Below are 20,085 nucleotides of genomic sequence, written 5' to 3' on the forward strand. Positions count from 1 at the left end.
GGACTCATCAGTCCGATTTGACGTAGAGCCTTTTAAATTTGATTCATAGTCTATTATTTAAATATTACCTTTATCCTTAATACGGCGTACAGGTATATTTTTTAAAATGTCGTTTACTACGTAACTCGCACAGATTAATCCTACTGTACTTGGTACAAATGCATTTGATGATGGAGGCATTTGCCCTTTACGATTAATGGCGTTTGCATCTCCAACGGTTGCTTTTACATCTTCACGAATTACAATAGGACTTTCATCAGAAAACACGACAGGCACACCCTTTTTTATACCTTGACGCTTTAGTTTATTACGGATAATTTTAGCCATAGGGTCCATATAAGTTTTAGAAATATCTGCTATTTTAAATCGTGTAGGATCAGTTTTATTAGCTGCCCCCATGCTTGAAATCATCTTAATTCCTCGTTCTAAACACTCTTTCATCAGATGAACTTTATATATTATAGTATCACTTGCATCGATAAAGTAATCAATATCATAATTATTAAATAAATCCTCATATGTCTCCTCAGTATAAAACATGTGAAGTGGTGTTACTTTACAATCAGGGTTAATAAGTTTAATACGTTCTTCCATCAAAGTGACCTTACTTTGTCCGATAGTTGTAGTGAGTGCATGTATTTGACGATTGACATTTGTAATATCTACGTCATCTTTATCGATTAAAATAATATGACCAATATTGGTTCTAGCCAATGCTTCGGCAGCAAATGAACCAACACCACCTACCCCAAGAACTGCAACTGTTTTTTCTTTTAATAGATCTAAACCCTCTTGTCCATATGCTAATTCGTTTCTTGAAAATTGATGTTTCATTTTAAACTCCTTTATAAAAAACAATACGATAACTATATGTTAACAGAAAAAGACAAATAAAAATACGCAAGACATAAAGCCTTGCGTACCGGTAGAGTCCGTGATTGCCGTAGTTATAAAAAGCTTGATCATTCGGCCTGCTATATACAGGTGGGTGCCCTGTTTCTTGTTTTGCAAGTCCTCCAATTGAGGCGTGTGCGCTGCAAGAAAACCTATTGGGCTCCCTGATCAAAAAGTGTTAGGCCCAAATAAAAAGCAAACATACGAACAATACAGATGACTACCTTATGTTTATATATTACCACAGAGGTTTAAATAAAGAAATCCTTATGAACTAGATGGAATATATATTTTGTGAAGAAAAATTTTAATTATATTTAGTTTACATAATATTATTATAGTTTTTATTGGATGAATATAGTTCTACAACAAAACGAAAAAACGCTAAATAAAAGTCACCAAAATCAATTGTGATTTTGATGACTAATGTATTTATATCATTTTATATGTTAAATCTAATGACGAATACGTAAAGAAAGCTCTTCTAATTGTTTGTCTGAGACTTCACCTGGTGCATCTGTAAGCAAGCAAGTCGCAGAAGCTGTTTTAGGGAATGCAATTGTATCACGTAAGTTTGTACGATTAGTTAATAGCATTACTAAACGGTCTAAGCCTAGTGCAATACCGCCATGTGGTGGTGTACCATATTTAAATGCATCTAATAAGAATCCAAATTGTTCTCTAGCTTGTTCTTTAGTGAATCCTAATACTTCAAACATTTTTTCTTGTAATTCACCGTCTGCAATTCTGATTGATCCCCCACCTAATTCATAACCATTTAAAACGATGTCATAAGCATTCGCTTGTGCATTTTGAGGTTCTGAATCTAATTTACTAATATCCTCTTGTTTAGGTGAAGTAAATGGATGGTGTGCAGCTACATAACGTTTAGCATCTTCATCATATTCTAATAACGGCCAATCTGTTACCCATAAGAAATTAAGTTTATTTTCATCGATTAAACCTAATTCTTTGGCAATTTTAATACGTAAAGCACCTAAACTTTGAGCTACTACATTTGGTTTGTCAGCGACAAACATTACTAAGTCTCCTGATTCAGCCTGTGTAAGTTCTTTTAAAGTCGCAACATTTGAATCTTCAAAGAAACGAGCGATTGGACCACTCAATCCATCATCAACAACTTTTACCCATGCTAGACCTTTAGCACCATAAATATTTACGAATTCTGTTAATGCGTCCATGTCTTTACGAGTATAATTGTCGGCTGCACCTTTAGCTACAATGGCTTTTACTTCGCCATTATTTTCTACAGTATCTTTAAATACTTTAAAGTCCATTTCACGACCTAACTGTGATACATCTTTAAGTTCCATATCAAAACGAGTATCAGGTTTATCTGAACCATAGCGTCTCATCGCTTCTTCATAAGTCATTCTAGGGAAAGGACCTGATACGTCAATGCCTTTAACATCTTTAACAACTTTTCGTAACATTTCTTCACCCATTTCAATCACATCTTCTTGATCAACGAAACTCATTTCAATATCGACTTGAGTGAATTCAGGTTGACGATCTGCACGTAAATCTTCATCACGGAAACATTTAACAATTTGATAATATTTGTCAAAACCACTAATCATTAATAATTGTTTAAATAATTGAGGTGATTGTGGTAATGCATAAAATTCTCCTTCATGAACTCGAGAAGGTACTAAATAATCTCTGGCACCTTCTGGCGTAGATTTAGTTAAAACAGGAGTTTCAATATCGAAGAAACCATTGTTATCTAAATATTCACGAATAGAGCGTGTTGTTTGATGTCTCATTTTGAAAGTTTGTGCCAACTCTGGGCGTCTTAAATCTAAATAACGGTATTTTAAACGGATGTTTTCATCAACATTTTGATTTTCTTCATTAATAGAAAATGGTGGTGTTTCTGATTTATTGATAATTGTTATATTAGAAACTTGTACTTCTACTTGACCAGTTTTAATTTTAGGATTCACAGTATCTGGATCTCTCTTGGTTACTGTTCCCTCAACTTCAACTACATATTCTGATCTTACTGTTTCAGCTACATTTAAAGCTTCTTCAGAAAAATCAGGGTTAAAGACGATTTGCACGATACCTTCTCTGTCACGTAAATCGACAAAGATTAAACCACCTAAGTCACGACGATTATGAACCCAACCTTTTAAAGTAACTTTTTGGTTTAAAAGTTCTTCTGTAACTAAACCACAATACGTTGTTCTTTTACTCATTTATATTCTCCTTTTTATTAATTATTTTTTTCTTGAAAATAATTTACTAAGTTATTTAAGTTAATAGTTTCTGTTTCACCTGTTGACATGTCTTTGACATCAATCACTTCATTTTCAAGTTCTTGATCACCGATAACAACTGTATATTGAGCATTCAACCGATCAGCTTGTTTCATTTGACCTTTAACTTTACGTTGTAAATAATCTTTGTCGGCTTTTATACCCGATTTTCTGAGTTGATTTAAAAGCTTAACGCTATATCGTTCAGCTTCTTCACCCATAGTAACGATGAAAAGATCAAACGTATCCTCGACGTCCAAATCAATTCCTTCTTCTTCAAGCGCCAATAACAATCTTTCAATACTTAAAGCGAAACCAATACCCGTTTGATTTGGTCCATCTAATAATTCAAGCAGTCCATTATATCGACCACCACCACATAAGGTAGTTATTGCACCATCATAATTAGGATTATCCATCATTAATTCAAAAGCAGTGTGTGTGTAATAATCAAGACCACGTACAAGGTTAGGATCTTCAACATATGAAATACCTAAATCATCTAAGTGAGTCTTCACTTCATTAAAGTAAGCTTTTGAATCGTCATTTAAGTAATCAGTAATTCTTGGTGCATTTTTAACCGCTTCTTTATCTCTATCAATTTTGCAATCTAGTATTCTCATTGGATTTGTGTGTAATCTTGATTTACAATCATCACAAAATGTATCTATCACTGGCTCAAAATGACGTATTAGTGCCTCATTATATTCTTTACGTGAATCAGCATCACCAATACTATTGATAACTAATTTTAAATGTTTAAGGCCGAATGATTCATAGATATGCATCACCATAGCTAGAACTTCAGCATCCATGCTCGGATTTTCAGCGCCAATCGCTTCAACGCCGAATTGAGTGAATTGACGGTATCGCCCTTTTTGTTTACGTTCATATCTGAACATTGGCCCATTATAATATAATTTAACAGGCTGATTTGGAATACCTTGCATTTTATTCTCAATGTATGAACGTACAACAGCTGCTGTTCCTTCTGGTCTTAAAGTTATGCTTCTGTCACCTTTATCTTTAAAAGTGTACATTTCTTTTTGTACGACATCTGTAGAGTCACCCACGCCACGTGCAAATAAATCTGTACTTTCAAATATAGGCGTGCGAATTTCTTTATAATTATATAATTTCATTAATTTATCAAGTTGATTTTCAATGTAACGCCATTTACTAGAATCTTCAGGTAAGATATCTTGTGTACCTCTAGGAATTCTAATCACACAATCACTCCTTCTTTTTATTTTTACAAACTCCCTTTAATAAAAAAAGTCCCTTATATAGCATTTCTGCTATACAAGGGACGAATCGCCGTGTTGCCACCCTAATTGTAATTAAATTCGTTAGTAAAACTTAATTACCACTCAAAACGTGTAACGTACGTAAAACGGCTTAATCTATTAAAGCACCTGTTCTTGTGTTCAAAGTAATAAATTACTCAGTATAATCTTACAGCCATGGATTATATCTCTTCACAATATCAATTATTGCTACCTCTTTCATTTACACTTTCAAGAATCATAACGGTATTATATATAAAGTTCACTAATTATAATAACGAGTTTATGCATAGTTTGCAAGCTTTAAGAGGCAAAATATTGTTTTAAACCATCCACTACAGCTTCTTCTACAACTTGTCGATGAATTTGATCTCGTATCATTACCTCATCTGTTGGATTACTTATATATCCTAATTCTAATAACACGGCTGGCTTATTGGTCTGTCTTAGTACTTGGAAGTTCTCTTGTCGAGTTCCTCTATTAGACAACATGGCTTTCTTTTGTATGTTTGTATTTAACGTTTCAGCTAAAGCTTCTTGATTATTTTTATACCAATAAACAGTTGCACCATTAGCATTAGGACTATCAAGAGAATCATTATGTATACTAATGTATGCGTCACCATTAAGTTTTCTATCATCTAAGCTAACATATGTATCATCAGAACGTGTTAATTTAACTGTTGCCCCCGCTTTTTCAAGAGCACGTCTCAATTCTTTAGCTGTTTTTAAAGTATAGTTCTTCTCCAAACTCTTTTTTGAAGTATTACTGGATGCACCCTGGTCATTGCCTCCATGGCCAGGATCTAAGACAATGACCTTATTTTTTAATGGGTTTACTTTTTTATTCGCATCCGCTTCAATATTTAAGCTTGTGTGCCATCCAGCTATCCAACCTTTTTCAGAACCATCTCTGCTTTCAACTTCTATCCATTTACCTGATTTCTTCAATCTAGTAAACGTATCACCTTTTTCGATTTGGTAAATCACAGGATAAGCAGCATTTGGACCAGTTCGTAATTCAGCATTCTCTGAAACTATAATTCTATTACTCCCTTGATCACTATGATTCATTAGCATAAATAATAATATTAAAAATAATATAAAAGCACCTACAACAATCAATGTTGTCAGATTTTTAAGGTCATGTTTAGATAACCATGCATCTATTTTGTTCATATTATTTTGCCATCCTGACTTTCATAAATAATAGTAACTGGACCATCATTGATAATTTCAACTTCCATATCAGTACCAAATTCACCTGTTTTCACTTCAACGTCATAAGCTTTTAAAGCAGTGTTAAATTTTTCGTATAACACATTGGCTTCTTCAGGATTTTTTGAATTTGAAAATCCTGGTCTATTCCCTTTACGTACATCAGCATATAAAGTAAATTGAGAGATAGATAAAATTTGACCTTCAACTTGTTGGATATTTAAATTAAGTTTGCCATTTTCATCTTCAAACAAACGAGCGTTAATAATCTTTTTAGCAACTGCATCTATATCTGCTTCTGTTGTATCCTTACCTATTCCGACTAAAAGACAGAAACCCTTGTCGATTTCATTGTGAATGCTGTTATTTGTAACTGCTGCTCTTTTTACTCTTTGTACAACTACTTTCATATTAATAGCACCTCATTAATTCCAAACTCTTGACACTGTATATACATCACTTAATTGTTTTAGTTTTTCAACTACACGGAATACATCATTAACATTACGCACCATAACACTAATAGTGATAATTGCATTCTTATCAGTATCAGACCGTCCATTGATTTTAATAATACTTCCGACTGTAGAGTTAACGGCTTGTATTACTTCATTTAATAAACCATTACGATCATATGCACTAACTTCTAAATCTACTTGGTATCGTTGAGTAGAATCTTTAGATTTAACCCACTCAACTGCTATTAATCGTTCTGTTTCATTTTTAACATTTGGACAATCTGTACGGTGCACTTTTATACCATGTCCTTTAGTGATATATCCTACAATATCATCTCCAGGGATTGGATTACAACATTTTGAAAGCTTTATCAATACATTCTCTATACCTTCGACATAGACACCACTATCAGTGATGATATCATCTTTAATTGGAAGTGATTTAATAACTTCCTGCGCCTCGTTTAGCGCTTTTTGTTTATCTTGTATACGTTGTCTTTCGGTCAATTTATTAACAACCTGTAAAGCTGTTACACCACCAAATCCAACTGCTGCAAATAGATCATCATCATTAGCAAAATTGTATTTCTCATTAACAACTTCTATATTTTTATCAGTTAAAATATCATCTACTCTAAAGCCCTGTTCTTTAATTTCTGCTTCGACCATAAACTTACCTTTTTCAATGTTAGATGAACGGTCTTGTTTTTTAAAGAAACCCTTAATTTTACTTTTAGCACTTGATGATTTAACTATCTTTAGCCAATCTCTACTAGGTCCATAAGAGTGCTTACTTGTACGAATTTCAATAATATCTCCGGTTTGAAGAACATAATCAATAGGAACAATTTTACCATTAACTTTTGCACCAATCATCTTATTTCCGACTTCGCTATGAATAGCATAAGCGAAATCTATTGGAACCGCACCATAAGGCAATTCAATAACATCACTTGCAGGTGTGAAAGCGTACACTTTATCACTTTGTAAATCATATTTCAGTGATTCCATAAATTCTTGTGCGTCAGATGATGTATGATCAGCTTCAGCTAATTCTTTTAACCAATTTAATTTATTTTGAAAATCTTGATTCTTTTCATTAACTGTTTTTCCTTCTTTATATGCCCAATGAGCTGCAACACCATGTTCAGCTATTTCATGCATTTCATATGTTCTAATTTGTATTTCTAAAGGGTCACCATTAGGACCAACGACAGTTGTATGTAGAGATTGATACATATTCTGTTTAGGCATGGCAATATAATCTTTAAATCTTCCAGGCATTGGTTTCCATAATGTATGGACTAACCCTAAAATTGCATAACAATCATTAATAGAATTTACAATTACACGAATAGCTAATAAATCGAATATTTGATCAAACTGCTTTTTCTGCTTCATCATTTTTCGGTATATGCTATAAATATGTTTAGGTCTACCGCTAATTTCTCCAGTGATGTCCATTTTAATCATTTCTGTTTGAATTTTATCTATTGCATTAGCGATATAAGCTTCCCGTTCACTACGCTTTTTCTTCATTAAATTGACAATACGGAAATACTGAACACTGTCTATATATCTAAGTGCAGTATCTTCTAATTCCCATTTAATCGTATTAATACCTAATCTATGTGCCAATGGTGCATAAATTTCTAGTGTCTCTTTAGAGATACGCACTTGTTTTTCTCTAGCCATAGCTTTTAATGTTCTCATGTTATGTAATCTATCGGCTAATTTGACAAGTATAACTCGAACATCTTTTGCAATTGCAATAAATAATTTACGATGATTTTCTGCTTGTTGTTCTTCTTTAGAGCGGTATTTTACCTTTTTAAGTTTAGTAACACCATCAACAATTCGCGCTATTTCTTCATTAAACATATCTTTAACATCGTCAAATGTGTATGGCGTATCTTCAATGACATCATGCAGAAAGCCTGCCACTATCGTTGGACCATCTAAACGCATTTCTGTTAATATGCCCGCTACTTGAATTGGATGCATGATATACGGAAGACCATTTTTGCGGAACTGTCCTTGATGGGCTTCATAAGCTATATGGTAACTTTTTAGGACATATTGATAATCATCAGTTGATAAATATGATTTAGCTTTATTTAGCACCTCATCAGCGCTATATGGATACTCGTTATTCAATATATGACACCCCAACTCATTTGTATTTCAAATACTCAACTCATATTCGAATTTTTGAAAATTAAGAAAAGATACATTGTCCTTCATTAATCCGAGTATATCATCTATTTAGATATAGAAATGCGAGTATTACTTTAATTTTATCAAATGTTAAAAGAACTACAAAAGCCTTAACATTTTTATAAATAATAGTTCTATGATACTACAAGTTTTTAAATAAATAAATGGTGTTACGCTGAAATCAAATCAAGTAAACAATTTAACGAAAAAATGGGAATGAGATAGAATCCCATTACGAATTCATTATCTCATTCCCAAAAATTGTTAGACATTAAAAGCATATACTATGTCTTTTAATTCTAGTCATCTATTCATCATATGAAATTAAACTCATCACATCATAATCTTTAATTTTTTCAATACCGTTTAAATATTTAAGTTCAATTATAAATGCAATACCTACGACGATTCCTCCTAGTTTTTCAACTAGTTTAATTGCCGCCTCTATAGTACCTCCAGTAGCTAATAAGTCATCAGTTATAAGAACACGTTGACCTGGTTTAATTGCATCATTGTGCATTGTAAGAACATTTGTACCATATTCTAAGTCATATTCATATCGGATAACTTCACGAGGTAATTTACCCTCTTTTCTCACGGGCGAAAAACCAATACCCATTGAATAAGCTACAGGGCACCCAATTATAAATCCTCTTGCCTCAGGACCTACAACTATATCAACGTCTCTCTCCTTAGCATATTTTACAATTTGATCGGTAGCATAACCATAAGCTTCCCCGTTATCCATAATTGTTGTTATATCTTTAAAACTGACTCCCGGTTTAGGCCAATCTTGCACTTCCGAAACATATTGCTTTAAATCCATATATCTATTTCCTCCTATTTACTAACCCTTCTGTGATTTGATCCAAGTTTTTAATTGCGTAAAATCATCATAAAGTAAAAGTTTCTCAACTTCCATTCTGGATTGTCTTAATTGATAAACACGACTTGTTTCAATATTTTGTTTGTCAGCATTATCTACAATTTTAATTATACCATTTTCTTCTGTTACAAAACCTAACTCATAAAATACTTTAAGCATAAATTTTAAAATATTAGGTTTAACATTCAAATGTTGACATAGTAACATACCCTCTTGTTCAAGATTGGTTTCTTTTTTGGTCATTAGCGCTTTGAAACAGCTTTTAAATTGATTTGACGAGGGCATACCATCAAAATATATACTCTGCTGATGTTGCAAAACTAAATAGAGTTGTGAATAATTTAAGTTTTTGAGACTATCTTTAAGACTGTCTAAATCATTTGGCAAGTCTCTTAAAATTACTACTTCATGTTCTTGATCGATTTTATCACCATAATAATAGTAATTATGATTCAATTTTTCTTTTTTAGGGTGTATTAAAAAAGCAACTCTAGTATCGTTTGGGTCTATATTTAATTGTTTACGTTTACTTCGGTAATCTAATATTTGTTCTTTATTCGTTGCTATATCTTGAATAATAAACTGTGGTGATTGATTTCCGTTCCATTCATTGATTTGTAAATTTCCTAGTAGATTGATTGGTTGACCAGGTTCAATTTGAGTTGCTAACTGACCATTTTTCCAAAATAGGCTTTGTAATTGTAACTGACCGGTTACTAATTTCAAATGGTTTTTATCTTTTCCTATTGCTCTAACATCAACGACTTCATTATCATCTATTTCCAATAATGGTTTTTCAAAGTCTGTGCCAAATGGACTTAGTCTTTGAATATCACGAATGTTATTTATAGAAATATCATTCTCTTCTAATTTAACTGATACATGTTTTGCCGGCGCTAGTGACGTATGTTCTGATAATTTAAACATCCAGTCATTCAATCCTTGCTCTAAAGCTTCAATATAATCTATTTCCATAGTCATACCCGCTGCCATATGATGACCACCAAACTTAGAAATTAAATCTTGATGTGCACTCAAAATTTCAAACATTGAAACTTGTTCTATACTACGAGCTGATCCTTTAGCATGATTTTGTTCTAAATCAATATTCAGAATTAAGGTAGGTAATGCATATGTCTCAACAATTTTAGATGCTACAATACCTAAGACACCTTCATGCCAATTTTCTTTAGCTAATAGTAAAAATTGATTGCCATTATTCACTTTTTCTTCAGCAATGGCTAGTGCCTCATCAGTTATCTGAGCTACTATTTCTTTACGTTCAACATTAAAATCTTCTACTTGTTCAGCTAGAAATTCAGCTTCTTCTTCATCCTCGGTCATTAATAACTCCGCAGCTAACGATGCATCCTCTAATCTACCAACAGCATTAAGTCGAGGCCCTATAATAAAACCTACAGTTTCTTCGTTAATCGTGTTATTATAACCAGCTTGGTTAAGTAATGCTTTAATTTGAATAGGACAGCTTTGATTTAAAAATGATAAACCTTGTTTTACTATAGAGCGGTTTTCATCTGTCATTGACACTAAATCTGCTATAGTACCAATCGCAGCTAAACTTACAAAATAATTAGGAGGATTGTCTAATAAAACTTGAGATAATTTGTAAGCTACACCAGCACCGCATAAAAAGTGAAATGGGTATTCATACTCTGGATGCATTGGATGCACGATGGCATACGCTTCAGGCAAAGTACGTCCAATTTCATGATGATCAGTTACTATGACATCAACTCCTAGCTTTTGTATCATTTCAATCTCTTTATGACCTTGTATGCCATTATCGACAGTTATGATGAGAGACACGCCTTCATCATAGGCATTTCTAAATGCAAGTTCATTAGGACCATAACCTTCTGAAAATCGATTAGGAATATACCAACCCACTTCAGCACCTAATGTCTGCAATGTATTAACTAATATAGTTGTAGAAGTGACACCATCGGCATCATAATCACCATATACCAATATACGCTCATTTTTATCAATTGCTTCATTGATTCGAGTCACCGCTTTTTCCATATCACTTAATAGCCATGGATCGTGATTAATGATAGTTTCATCTAATAAGGCTTTTATTGACTCATCATCAGTTATCGATTTACTTTCAAGCAGTTTTTTTATAATCGGTGTTAATTGATATTTTTTTATTAAAGTTTCATTTATGTATTCTGTTGGAGGTTCATAGAGCCAGTTATATTTAGATTTAATCATGTAATTATCCTCCCTTTTTCCAAAAGCCATTATACCGAAAATTCAACTAAATAAAAAGTAAACAACGCTAAGTTGATAAAACTATTAGTGATACTAGAAAAAGAGTAGAACATTGAATACAATGTCCTACTCCCTAATAATTTATACTAAAATCTTTTCATCATTTGATTTTTTCTCTTTGTATACCGTTAATTTACCGTTATCTGCTTTTTTAAGTTGTCGTTTCTTCATTATACCCCATAAAGGTACAGCGATAAATACTGAAGAGAATACACCAGATACTAATCCAATTAATAATGCTAATGAGAAATTGAATAAGCTTGATGCCCCAAATATTAAAATCGCAACTACGACAACAATTACTGTTAAAACAGTATTAACGGAACGAGTCATTGTTTGACGAATAGAGCGATTAACGATGTCATCGATTTGCTCTGGTTTGGTAATGACTTTAATTTTATGCAGATTTTCTCTTACACGGTCAAATGTTACAATCGTATCATTAATTGAATAACCTACGATAGTTAGTACTGCTGCAATAAATGTAATATCAACTTCCAAACGAAGTAAGCTGAATAATGCAACAATCATAAAGACATCATGCAGTAATGCTAATACTGATGATAGACCCATTCTCCATTCGAATCTTAGTGAAACATAGATAATAATACCTATTGCCGCATAGATAAGAGCCTTCATAGCGTTTTTAGCTAATTCTTGTCCAATCATTGGTGATACTGTATTTACAGTTGGTTTATGACTGTATTCATTGTTCACTTTTTTGTTAAGTTCTACAACTTCATTTTTAGATAAATCTTTCTTAAATTGCACAGTTGCTTGTTTATTGTCACTACCATTTATTTGAACTTGATCTGGAGTTAATCCCATGTCTTTCATCGTACGTTCAACTTTAGGTTGAGACAATTTTGTATCAGAGTCAATATCAACACGCGTACCTGCAGAGAAATCAATACCTAAGTTTAATTTGAATATACTTAAAATCACAATACCAACAATCAAAATCAGAATACTGAATCCGATTAATGGTTTGGCTAATTTAACAAAATTCCACTTTTCATATGAAGTTTTAAGATCATGAACATCTACACCTTCATTAATATCATGTCTATTTTTCTTACTAACTCCAAATAGCCAGAATTTCTTCTTAAAGTAATTAGATGATACAAGTAATGATAATAAACCTCTTGATAAAAATACAGCTGTTACAAATATCATAAGAATACCTAAAAGTAACATTGTCGCAAAACCTTTTACTGAACTTTCACCGAAGAAGAATAATACACCCGCAGCAATAACTGTAGTTAAGTTCGAGTCAAATATCGTTAAGAGTGAACTCTTGTTTGCTTTAGAGTAGGCTTGTTTTAACGTCCTACCAATTCGCAATTCATCTTTTATCCGTTCATACATAATTATGTTCGCATCTACAGCCATACCTACACCGAGTACGAGAGCTGCTAATCCTGGTAATGTAAGAACACCAGAAATGAAATTAAATGCTACTAATGTAAGATAAATATAAACAGTCAATGCGATGATAGCAACTAAACCAGGTAGTCTATAGAAACCGACCATAAATAGATATATAATTGCTACGCCTATCGCTGATGCAAATATTGTTTTATCAAGTGCATCTTGACCAAACTGTGCACCTACTGAATTAGAATAAATTTCTTTTAAATCAACAGGTAGTGAACCAGCATTTAGTAATTCTGCAATTTGTTTAGCTCTTTCCACACCTTGTTGACCATGGAATCCACCTGAAATTTCAACACTATCTGAATTAATAGGTTGATCTACTGAAGCAGCTGAAACGTATTTACGTTTATCTTCAGTTTTTTCTAACTCTTTATGGTAGCTATCACCTTTTTTATAATCAAGCCATACTACCATCATATTTTCTTGTTTTTTCGAAATTTCTTCTGTTACTTTTTTAAATTTAGCACGATCTTTTAATTTAAATGTAACAGCTGGTTCATTAGTACCTTGCTTAAATTCTTGTTTAGCTGAACCTTGTACAATATCTTTACCAGTTAATTTAACTTTATCATTGGCATCACGAATAGTTAAATTAGCTTGGGAAGATAATATTTTACGAGCTTCATCTGGATCTTTAACACCTGCTAATTGAACTCTAATTCTGTCTGGATCCTCAACTTGAATATGAGGTTCAGAAACACCGAGAACATTGACACGATTTTCCAAAGTTCTAGCAGTTGATTGTAAGGCTTTCTCATCAATTTTTTTATCACCATCTAATGGTTTAACTTGATAAAGAACTTCAAATCCACCTTGTAAATCTAATCCAAGATTTACGTTTTTAACTACATTCTTATATGTAAGTCCCATTCCAACGAACAAAACGGCTACAATTAGTATGAATGCAATTATCCTACTAAATTTCTTCACATGAACACCTCATTGTTTACTTATGTACTAAGAATAATCTTTTAATAAACCATGTGCAAGTTAATTAAAAATTACATAGTTATTACATGACCTATCTATATTAACATACTACATCTTTTAGTGAAATTAAGATTATTACGCATATACTTATAATAAAAAAACTGTCAACATAGTATGAACTTTGTCGACAGTTTTAAATAAATAAATTTCATTTCCCCTTAACTTTAAGAAGGGTCTACTTGTTTAATTGCTGGTTTTTCAAAAGTCATTTCTGTTCCATGACCATTAACTGTGATAACAACTGTAGTTTCATCAACAGCTTTAACAGTTCCTTTCAAACCACCAATTGTAGTAATACGTTGACCAGATTCGATTCGGCTAATCATTTCACGATGTTCTTTAGCACGTTTTTGTTGAGGTCGAATTAAAAAGAAATAAAATACTATAATTAAAATTATAGGTAAAATAAGTGCTGAAACGTTCATTATGTTGTCTCCTTATTAGAAATTTTTAGGGTTTTCTACATTAAGCCCATATTGTTCAAAGAATTCATCTTTAAAATCTAAAAGACGATCTTCTCGAATAGCTTGTCTAATATCTTCCATCAATTTTAGCAGAAAATGTAAATTATGAATAGTAGTAAGACGGATACCGAAAGTTTCTTCAGCTTTAATCAGATGTCTGATATAAGCACGTGAATAATTCTTACATGTGTAGCAATCACAATTTTCATCTAGTGGTTTAAAATCGTTTGCATATTTAGCATTCTTAATTACTAATCTTCCGTTTGAAGTCATACATGTACCATTTCTAGCAATACGCGTTGGTAATACACAATCAAACATATCCATGCCACGTATGCTACATTCAATTAATGCATCAGGAGAACCTACGCCCATTAAATAACGAGGTTTATCATCTGGCATATATTGCACTGTATGTTCAACCATTTCATACATAACTGGTTTAGGTTCGCCTACCGACAACCCACCAATAGCATATCCAGGGAAATCTAAAGCAACTAATTCCTTAGCGCTTTGTTCTCTTAAATCTTTATATTCGCCACCTTGAATAATACCAAAGAGTGCTTGGTCCTCTGGGCGCTTATGTGCGTTTAAACAACGCTCAGCCCATCTCGTAGTGCGTTCAATTGAATCCTTAACATACTTATACTCAGAAGGCATAGGTGGACATTCATCGAAAGCCATCATTATATCTGAACCTAAGTCATTTTGTATTTCCATTGATTTCTCTGGACTTAAAAATAACTTTGATCCATTTGTATGATGTCTAAACTCAACACCCTCTTCAGTTATCTTACGGAGATTACTTAAACTAAATACTTGGAAGCCACCTGAATCAGTAAGAATAGGGCCATCCCAATTCATAAACTTATGCAGACCCCCAGCTTGTTTGATAATATCATTTCCAGGTTGTAACCACAAATGATACGTATTTCCTAATATTATTTTCGCTTCTATTTGTCTTAATTCTTCAGGACTCATTGTTTTAACAGTTGCTTTTGTTCCTACCGGCATAAACATAGGCGTTTCAAAAGAACCGTGCGGTGTATGAACGATACCTAAACGTGCACCTGATTGTTTACATGTCTTTATATGTTCATAAGTTACTGCTGGCATATTTAATACCTCTCATTCATTAAATAATTAACATCGCATCTCCAAAACTGAAAAATCTATATTCTAGTTTAACAGCTTCTTTATATGCGTTTAAAATGTTTTCTCGACTACTAAATGCTGATACAAGCATGACTAAAGTTGATTTAGGTAAATGGAAATTAGTAATTAAACCATCTATAGCTTTATATGTAAATCCTGGATATATAAAAATATCAGTCCATCCACTAACAGCTACAAATTCATTGTAATCACGACGAATAGTCTCTAGAGTCCTTGTTGAAGTTGTACCTACAGAAATGATTCTATGACCTTCTTTTTTTGTTTGATTTAATAAGTCAGCTGTTTCTTGGGTCATTTGATAATATTCACTATGCATTTCATGGTCATTAATATCTTCAACACTTACAGGTCTAAATGTTCCTAATCCAACATGCAATGTTATAAATGCAATATTTATACCTTTTGCTCTAATTTCATCTAAAAGTTCATCTGTAAAATGCAACCCTGCTGTTGGTGCTGCTGCAGAACCACTTTCTTTAGCGTAGACAGTTTGATAGCGGTCAGGATCATCTAACCGTTCTTTTATATATGGCGGTAAAGGCATTTCACCGAGTTCATTTAATCTTTCCTCAAGAATTCCTTCATAATGCAAACGCATGATACGTCCACCTTGATCCAATTCCTGTATACATTCAGCTATAATCTTACCCTCTCCGAAAGACAACTTATTCCCAACTTTAATTCGCTTTGCTGGTTTAAGTAATACTTCCCAATCATTATTCTCAATTCGAGTAAGCATAAGCATTTCAACTTTTGCACCAGTCTCTTCTTTTAAACCAAATAATCGTGCAGGCATAACACGTGTGTCATTTAAGACAAGTGTATCACCAGTTTCCAAGTAATCAATGACATCTTTAAAATGTTTGTGTTCAATGTTACCACTGTGTCTACCTAACACTAACAATCTACTTTGGTCTCTATCTTTTAAAGGGGTCTGAGCAATTAATGATTCAGGCAAGTCATAATCAAATTCCTCAACATTCATTTTTTATATCCCTCATTTATTAAAAATTTTTGAAATGTTCGTATGCAAATGCAGTAGCTTTTCTACCTCTTGGTGTACGCTCTATAAATCCTTTTTGAATTAAAAAAGGCTCATAGACATCTTCAATTGTTATACGCTCCTCACCGATTGAAACAGCTATAGTATCAAGACCCACCGGACCACCATCATATTGATTAATGATGCATCTCATCATTTTATGATCAATGTAGTCTAAACCTTCTGCATCTACTTGAAGCAATTGTAAAGCTTGTTTAGTAGTCTCAATATAAATCTGTTCATCTTCATTGACTTGTTGAAAATCTCTAACGCGTTTCAATAAACGATTTGCGACTCGAGGCGTTCCTCGTGAACGTTTAGCTAACTCAGTTGCACTTTCATCATCAATTTTTGTGTTTAACACTTCTGCTGTTCGAATTATAATTTCCTTTAAATCATTTTCATTATAATATTCTAATCTCAGATGAACGCCAAATCTATCTCTTAGTGGACCAGTTAAGCTTCCAGCCCGTGTAGTCGCACCTACTAGTGTAAATGGAGGCAAATCTATTCTAATACTACGAGCTTCATCACCTTTTCCAATGATAATATCAATGAAGAAATCCTCCATCGCTGAATATAAAACTTCTTCAACGGTGCTGCTTAAACGATGAATTTCGTCAATAAATAGTACATCCCCAGGTTGCAAACCAGATAGTATTGCTGCTAAGTCACCTGGTCTATCTAATGAAGGACCTGAGACAGTTCTTATATTAACGTTCATTTCATTTGCGATAATATTGGATAGTGTTGTTTTACCTAATCCTGGTGGTCCGAATAGAAGTACATGATCCAATGGCTCTTCACGTAGTTTAGCAGCTTTAATGAATACTTCTAAGTTGTTCTTTATTGATGATTGCCCAATATATTGTTTTAACATTGTTGGTCTAAGTGATAATTCGAAAGAAGTTTCTTCACTATGCAAAGATTGATCAACCATTCTGTCATCCATAATTTCTCCCCCCAGATACATTAGTAGTTGTAAATAATACGAATTTTCTAATTTAAGACACAAGTGTTTTTAGTCCTAGTTTTACTGCTTCATCAACAGAATCAAATGTTGATTTGTTGAGTACTTTTTCAACTTTAGAAATTTCTCGTTTTGAGTAACCTAAAGCCTCTAGGGCGAGTAATGCTTCTTTAACTAGTTTTTCGTTATTTGAATTTTCTTCATTGATGCTTAAAAGTGTCTCAGTTGTTTCATTTGTAATTTGAACTTTGCCTTTTAGATCCAGCACAATTTGACGTGCAGTTTTCTTACCAATACCTGGAAACTTAGTCAAATAAGCATCATTCTCATTTTCAATTGCCATTTTAACTTCATTTGGTGTACTAGTAGCTAAAATTGCTAATGCAGACTTTGGACCTATACCTGTAACTTTGATTAAACTTAAGAACATATCTTTTTCTTCTTCATTAATAAATCCATAAAGTAACTGAGCATCTTCTCTAACAATTAAAGATGTATAAATTACTAATTCTTTCTCTAAATATTTTTGAAATCGATAGGAATTTGGAGTCTGAATTTCATATCCAACCCCATTAGTTGATTCAACAACTACATGCGTTGGAAATAATTGCGTCAATTTACCTCTAATATAAGCGTACATTCGTTACCTTCCTTACATACTCATACTTATTAATTCAACTTTAGAAACATGTTCAATATTTCTTAATGCCTTTATAATTTCATCAATTGAAATGGTGGTATCTTTTGCGCTAAGTGATAATGTTATCGTAGCTTTCTCTTCCATTGGTACACTTTGATGTATAGTAAGAACAGATAATTGTAATTTAGAAACCTTATTAAGTACTTGCGCTAACATCCCAACAATATCATTAACATAAAGAATAAGCGTAAATTCACGATGATCTAACATTTTTTCATCTACAGGGAAGATTGTTTCTCTATATTTATAAAATGCACTACGTGAAAGATCAAATAATTTAACAGCTTCATAAATGGACAATTCCGGATTATTTTTTAAAGCATCTTTAATTTTTAATGTTTTTACCACTGATTCAGGTAAGACATCTTCACGTATCAAGTAAAACTTTTTATAATCTTTGTTGTCCACTGTTAGCACTCCTATTCTACAAATTCAAATTCTCCACCTAAAATTCTAACGATGTCTCCATTACTACAGCCACGTTCTCTCAGTGCATCATCAATACCCATTGAACGCATTTGTCTAGCAAACCTTCTTACTGCTGGGTCACTATTAAAGTCTGTCATTTTGAACATTCTCTCAATTGCATTACCACTTACTACATACGCACCATCGTCGTCTCTAGTGATAGTGAATTTATCTTGAGAAGGCGTATGTTTATAAAGTACACGGTTAACACCTATTTCTTCATCGTTATCAACGCTAAAGTCAATATCTTTAACTTCATCTAATTTATCTGCTATAGCGTATAATAACTGTTCAATATTATCTCTTGTAATTGTAGAAACAGGAATTATCGTAACGCTATCATCTACTTGTTCTTTAAATAAAGTTAAATTATCTTGTGCATCGGGCATATCCATTTTATTAGCGACCACAATTTGAGGTCTATCCTCTAATCGTTGTTTATAATTTATTAATTCTTTATTTATAATTTGGTAATCATCAAATGGATCTCTACCTTCTGATCCACTCATGTCTATCATATGAACAATCACTTTTGTACGTTCAACATGTCTTAAAAATTGATGTCCTAATCCAACACCATCTGAAGCACCTTCAATTAAACCTGGTAAATCGGCCATAACAAAACTTCTATTGTCAGGTGTTGAAACGACACCTAAATTTGGCTTAATTGTAGTAAAATGATACGCACCAATCTTTGGTTTTGCTTTTGAAACTATTGACAATAATGTTGATTTACCAACACTAGGGAATCCAACTAATCCAACATCTGCTAATAATTTAAGCTCTAATGTTACATCTAATTCTTCACCTGGCTCACCATTTTCACTAAAGTCTGGTGCTGGGTTTCTAGGTGTAGCAAAACGAGAATTACCTCGTCCACCTCGTCCACCACGAGCTACGACAGCACGTTGGCCATCCTCAACAAGGTCAGCTAATACTTCATCCGTTTCCACACTTTTGATTATTGTACCAGGAGGTACTTTTAAAACTAAATCGTCTGCACCTCTACCATGCATATTACTACTTTGCCCATTCTCGCCCTTTTTAGCTTTAAAATGACGTTGGTATCTAAAATCTAATAATGTTCTTAATCCCTCATCTACTTCAAAAACAACTGATGCGCCCTTACCACCGTCACCACCAGCTGGACCTCCAAATGGAACATATTTCTCTCTTCTATAGGCAGTGATACCATTACCACCATCACCAGCTTTAAGAGATATTGTAACTTGATCGACAAACATATATCTCACCTCTTTTACGATTTGTTCTTTAATGACAACATTATATCATTATCCATTA

The 20,085-nt window shown here is 33.0% G+C and carries 16 protein-coding genes and 1 other RNA gene; all 17 read right to left on the reverse strand.

All coding sequences use genetic code 11. The features are described from left to right. Positions 1-57: 57 nt before the first annotated feature. Positions 58-834 (reverse strand): tRNA threonylcarbamoyladenosine dehydratase, encoded by a 777-nt coding sequence (locus tag HMPREF2737_RS10185; RefSeq protein WP_011275590.1) that lies wholly within the window; start codon positions 832-834, stop codon positions 58-60. A 91-nt stretch (positions 835-925) separates the two neighbouring features. Then, a non-coding RNA gene (gene ssrS / locus HMPREF2737_RS10190) (6S RNA) lies at positions 926-1,116 on the reverse strand. 233 nt (positions 1,117-1,349) lie between these two features. Next, complete coding sequence (aspS, locus tag HMPREF2737_RS10195; RefSeq protein ID WP_037550952.1) at positions 1,350-3,116, reverse strand: aspartate--tRNA ligase; 1,767 nt, start codon at positions 3,114-3,116, stop codon at positions 1,350-1,352. Positions 3,117-3,133: 17 nt separating this feature from the next. Beyond that, positions 3,134-4,405: a histidine--tRNA ligase gene (gene hisS / locus HMPREF2737_RS10200; RefSeq protein ID WP_037550954.1), complete on the reverse strand. Its 1,272-nt coding sequence runs from the start codon at positions 4,403-4,405 to the stop codon at positions 3,134-3,136. A gap of 360 nt (positions 4,406-4,765) precedes the next feature. Beyond that, positions 4,766-5,641 carry an N-acetylmuramoyl-L-alanine amidase family protein gene (locus HMPREF2737_RS10205; protein ID WP_037550956.1) on the reverse strand — a complete coding sequence of 292 codons (876 nt, stop codon included), beginning with the start codon at positions 5,639-5,641 and terminating at the stop codon, positions 4,766-4,768. Continuing rightward, positions 5,638-6,090 carry a D-aminoacyl-tRNA deacylase gene (gene dtd, locus HMPREF2737_RS10210; protein ID WP_037550958.1) on the reverse strand — a complete coding sequence of 151 codons (453 nt, stop codon included), beginning with the start codon at positions 6,088-6,090 and terminating at the stop codon, positions 5,638-5,640. Before dtd ends, HMPREF2737_RS10205 begins: the two co-directional genes overlap by 4 nt. 15 nt (positions 6,091-6,105) lie before the next feature. After that, the gene (locus HMPREF2737_RS10215) at positions 6,106-8,295 is read right to left on the reverse strand and encodes a RelA/SpoT family protein (protein WP_011275585.1); all 2,190 of its coding nucleotides are present in this window, start codon (positions 8,293-8,295) and stop codon (positions 6,106-6,108) included. 367 nt (positions 8,296-8,662) lie between these two features. After that, a complete protein-coding gene (locus HMPREF2737_RS10220) occupies positions 8,663-9,181 on the reverse strand; it encodes an adenine phosphoribosyltransferase (protein ID WP_037550960.1) in 519 nt (172 codons plus the stop codon). Positions 9,182-9,202: 21 nt separating this feature from the next. Further along, positions 9,203-11,476 (reverse strand): single-stranded-DNA-specific exonuclease RecJ, encoded by a 2,274-nt coding sequence (gene recJ / locus HMPREF2737_RS10225; protein WP_037550962.1) that lies wholly within the window; start codon positions 11,474-11,476, stop codon positions 9,203-9,205. A gap of 141 nt (positions 11,477-11,617) precedes the next feature. Then, positions 11,618-13,903, reverse strand: coding sequence for a protein translocase subunit SecDF (gene secDF, locus HMPREF2737_RS10230; protein WP_037550964.1), 2,286 nt, complete (start codon positions 13,901-13,903; stop codon positions 11,618-11,620). A gap of 224 nt (positions 13,904-14,127) precedes the next feature. Continuing rightward, entirely contained in the window at positions 14,128-14,388 is a 261-nt protein-coding gene (gene yajC, locus HMPREF2737_RS10235; protein ID WP_011275581.1) for a preprotein translocase subunit YajC, read from the reverse strand. A gap of 15 nt (positions 14,389-14,403) precedes the next feature. Continuing rightward, on the reverse strand, positions 14,404-15,543 hold the full coding sequence (gene tgt, locus HMPREF2737_RS10240) for a tRNA guanosine(34) transglycosylase Tgt (protein WP_037536731.1): 1,140 nt from the start codon (positions 15,541-15,543) through the stop codon (positions 14,404-14,406). Between the two features lie 19 nt (positions 15,544-15,562). Then, the gene (gene queA / locus HMPREF2737_RS10245; protein WP_037550966.1) at positions 15,563-16,588 is read right to left on the reverse strand and encodes a tRNA preQ1(34) S-adenosylmethionine ribosyltransferase-isomerase QueA; all 1,026 of its coding nucleotides are present in this window, start codon (positions 16,586-16,588) and stop codon (positions 15,563-15,565) included. Between the two features lie 19 nt (positions 16,589-16,607). Next, a complete protein-coding gene (gene ruvB, locus HMPREF2737_RS10250; protein WP_037550968.1) occupies positions 16,608-17,597 on the reverse strand; it encodes a Holliday junction branch migration DNA helicase RuvB in 990 nt (329 codons plus the stop codon). 52 nt (positions 17,598-17,649) lie between these two features. Further along, the gene (gene ruvA / locus HMPREF2737_RS10255; RefSeq protein WP_037550970.1) at positions 17,650-18,255 is read right to left on the reverse strand and encodes a Holliday junction branch migration protein RuvA; all 606 of its coding nucleotides are present in this window, start codon (positions 18,253-18,255) and stop codon (positions 17,650-17,652) included. Between the two features lie 12 nt (positions 18,256-18,267). Further along, the gene (locus HMPREF2737_RS10260; protein WP_037550972.1) at positions 18,268-18,723 is read right to left on the reverse strand and encodes an ACT domain-containing protein; all 456 of its coding nucleotides are present in this window, start codon (positions 18,721-18,723) and stop codon (positions 18,268-18,270) included. A gap of 11 nt (positions 18,724-18,734) precedes the next feature. Then, positions 18,735-20,027, reverse strand: coding sequence for a GTPase ObgE (gene obgE, locus HMPREF2737_RS10265; RefSeq protein WP_037550974.1), 1,293 nt, complete (start codon positions 20,025-20,027; stop codon positions 18,735-18,737). Between the last annotated feature and the right edge of the window lie 58 nt (positions 20,028-20,085).

The organism is Staphylococcus sp. HMSC069D12, assembly GCF_001810405.1.
Taxonomy (GTDB): domain Bacteria; phylum Bacillota; class Bacilli; order Staphylococcales; family Staphylococcaceae; genus Staphylococcus; species Staphylococcus haemolyticus.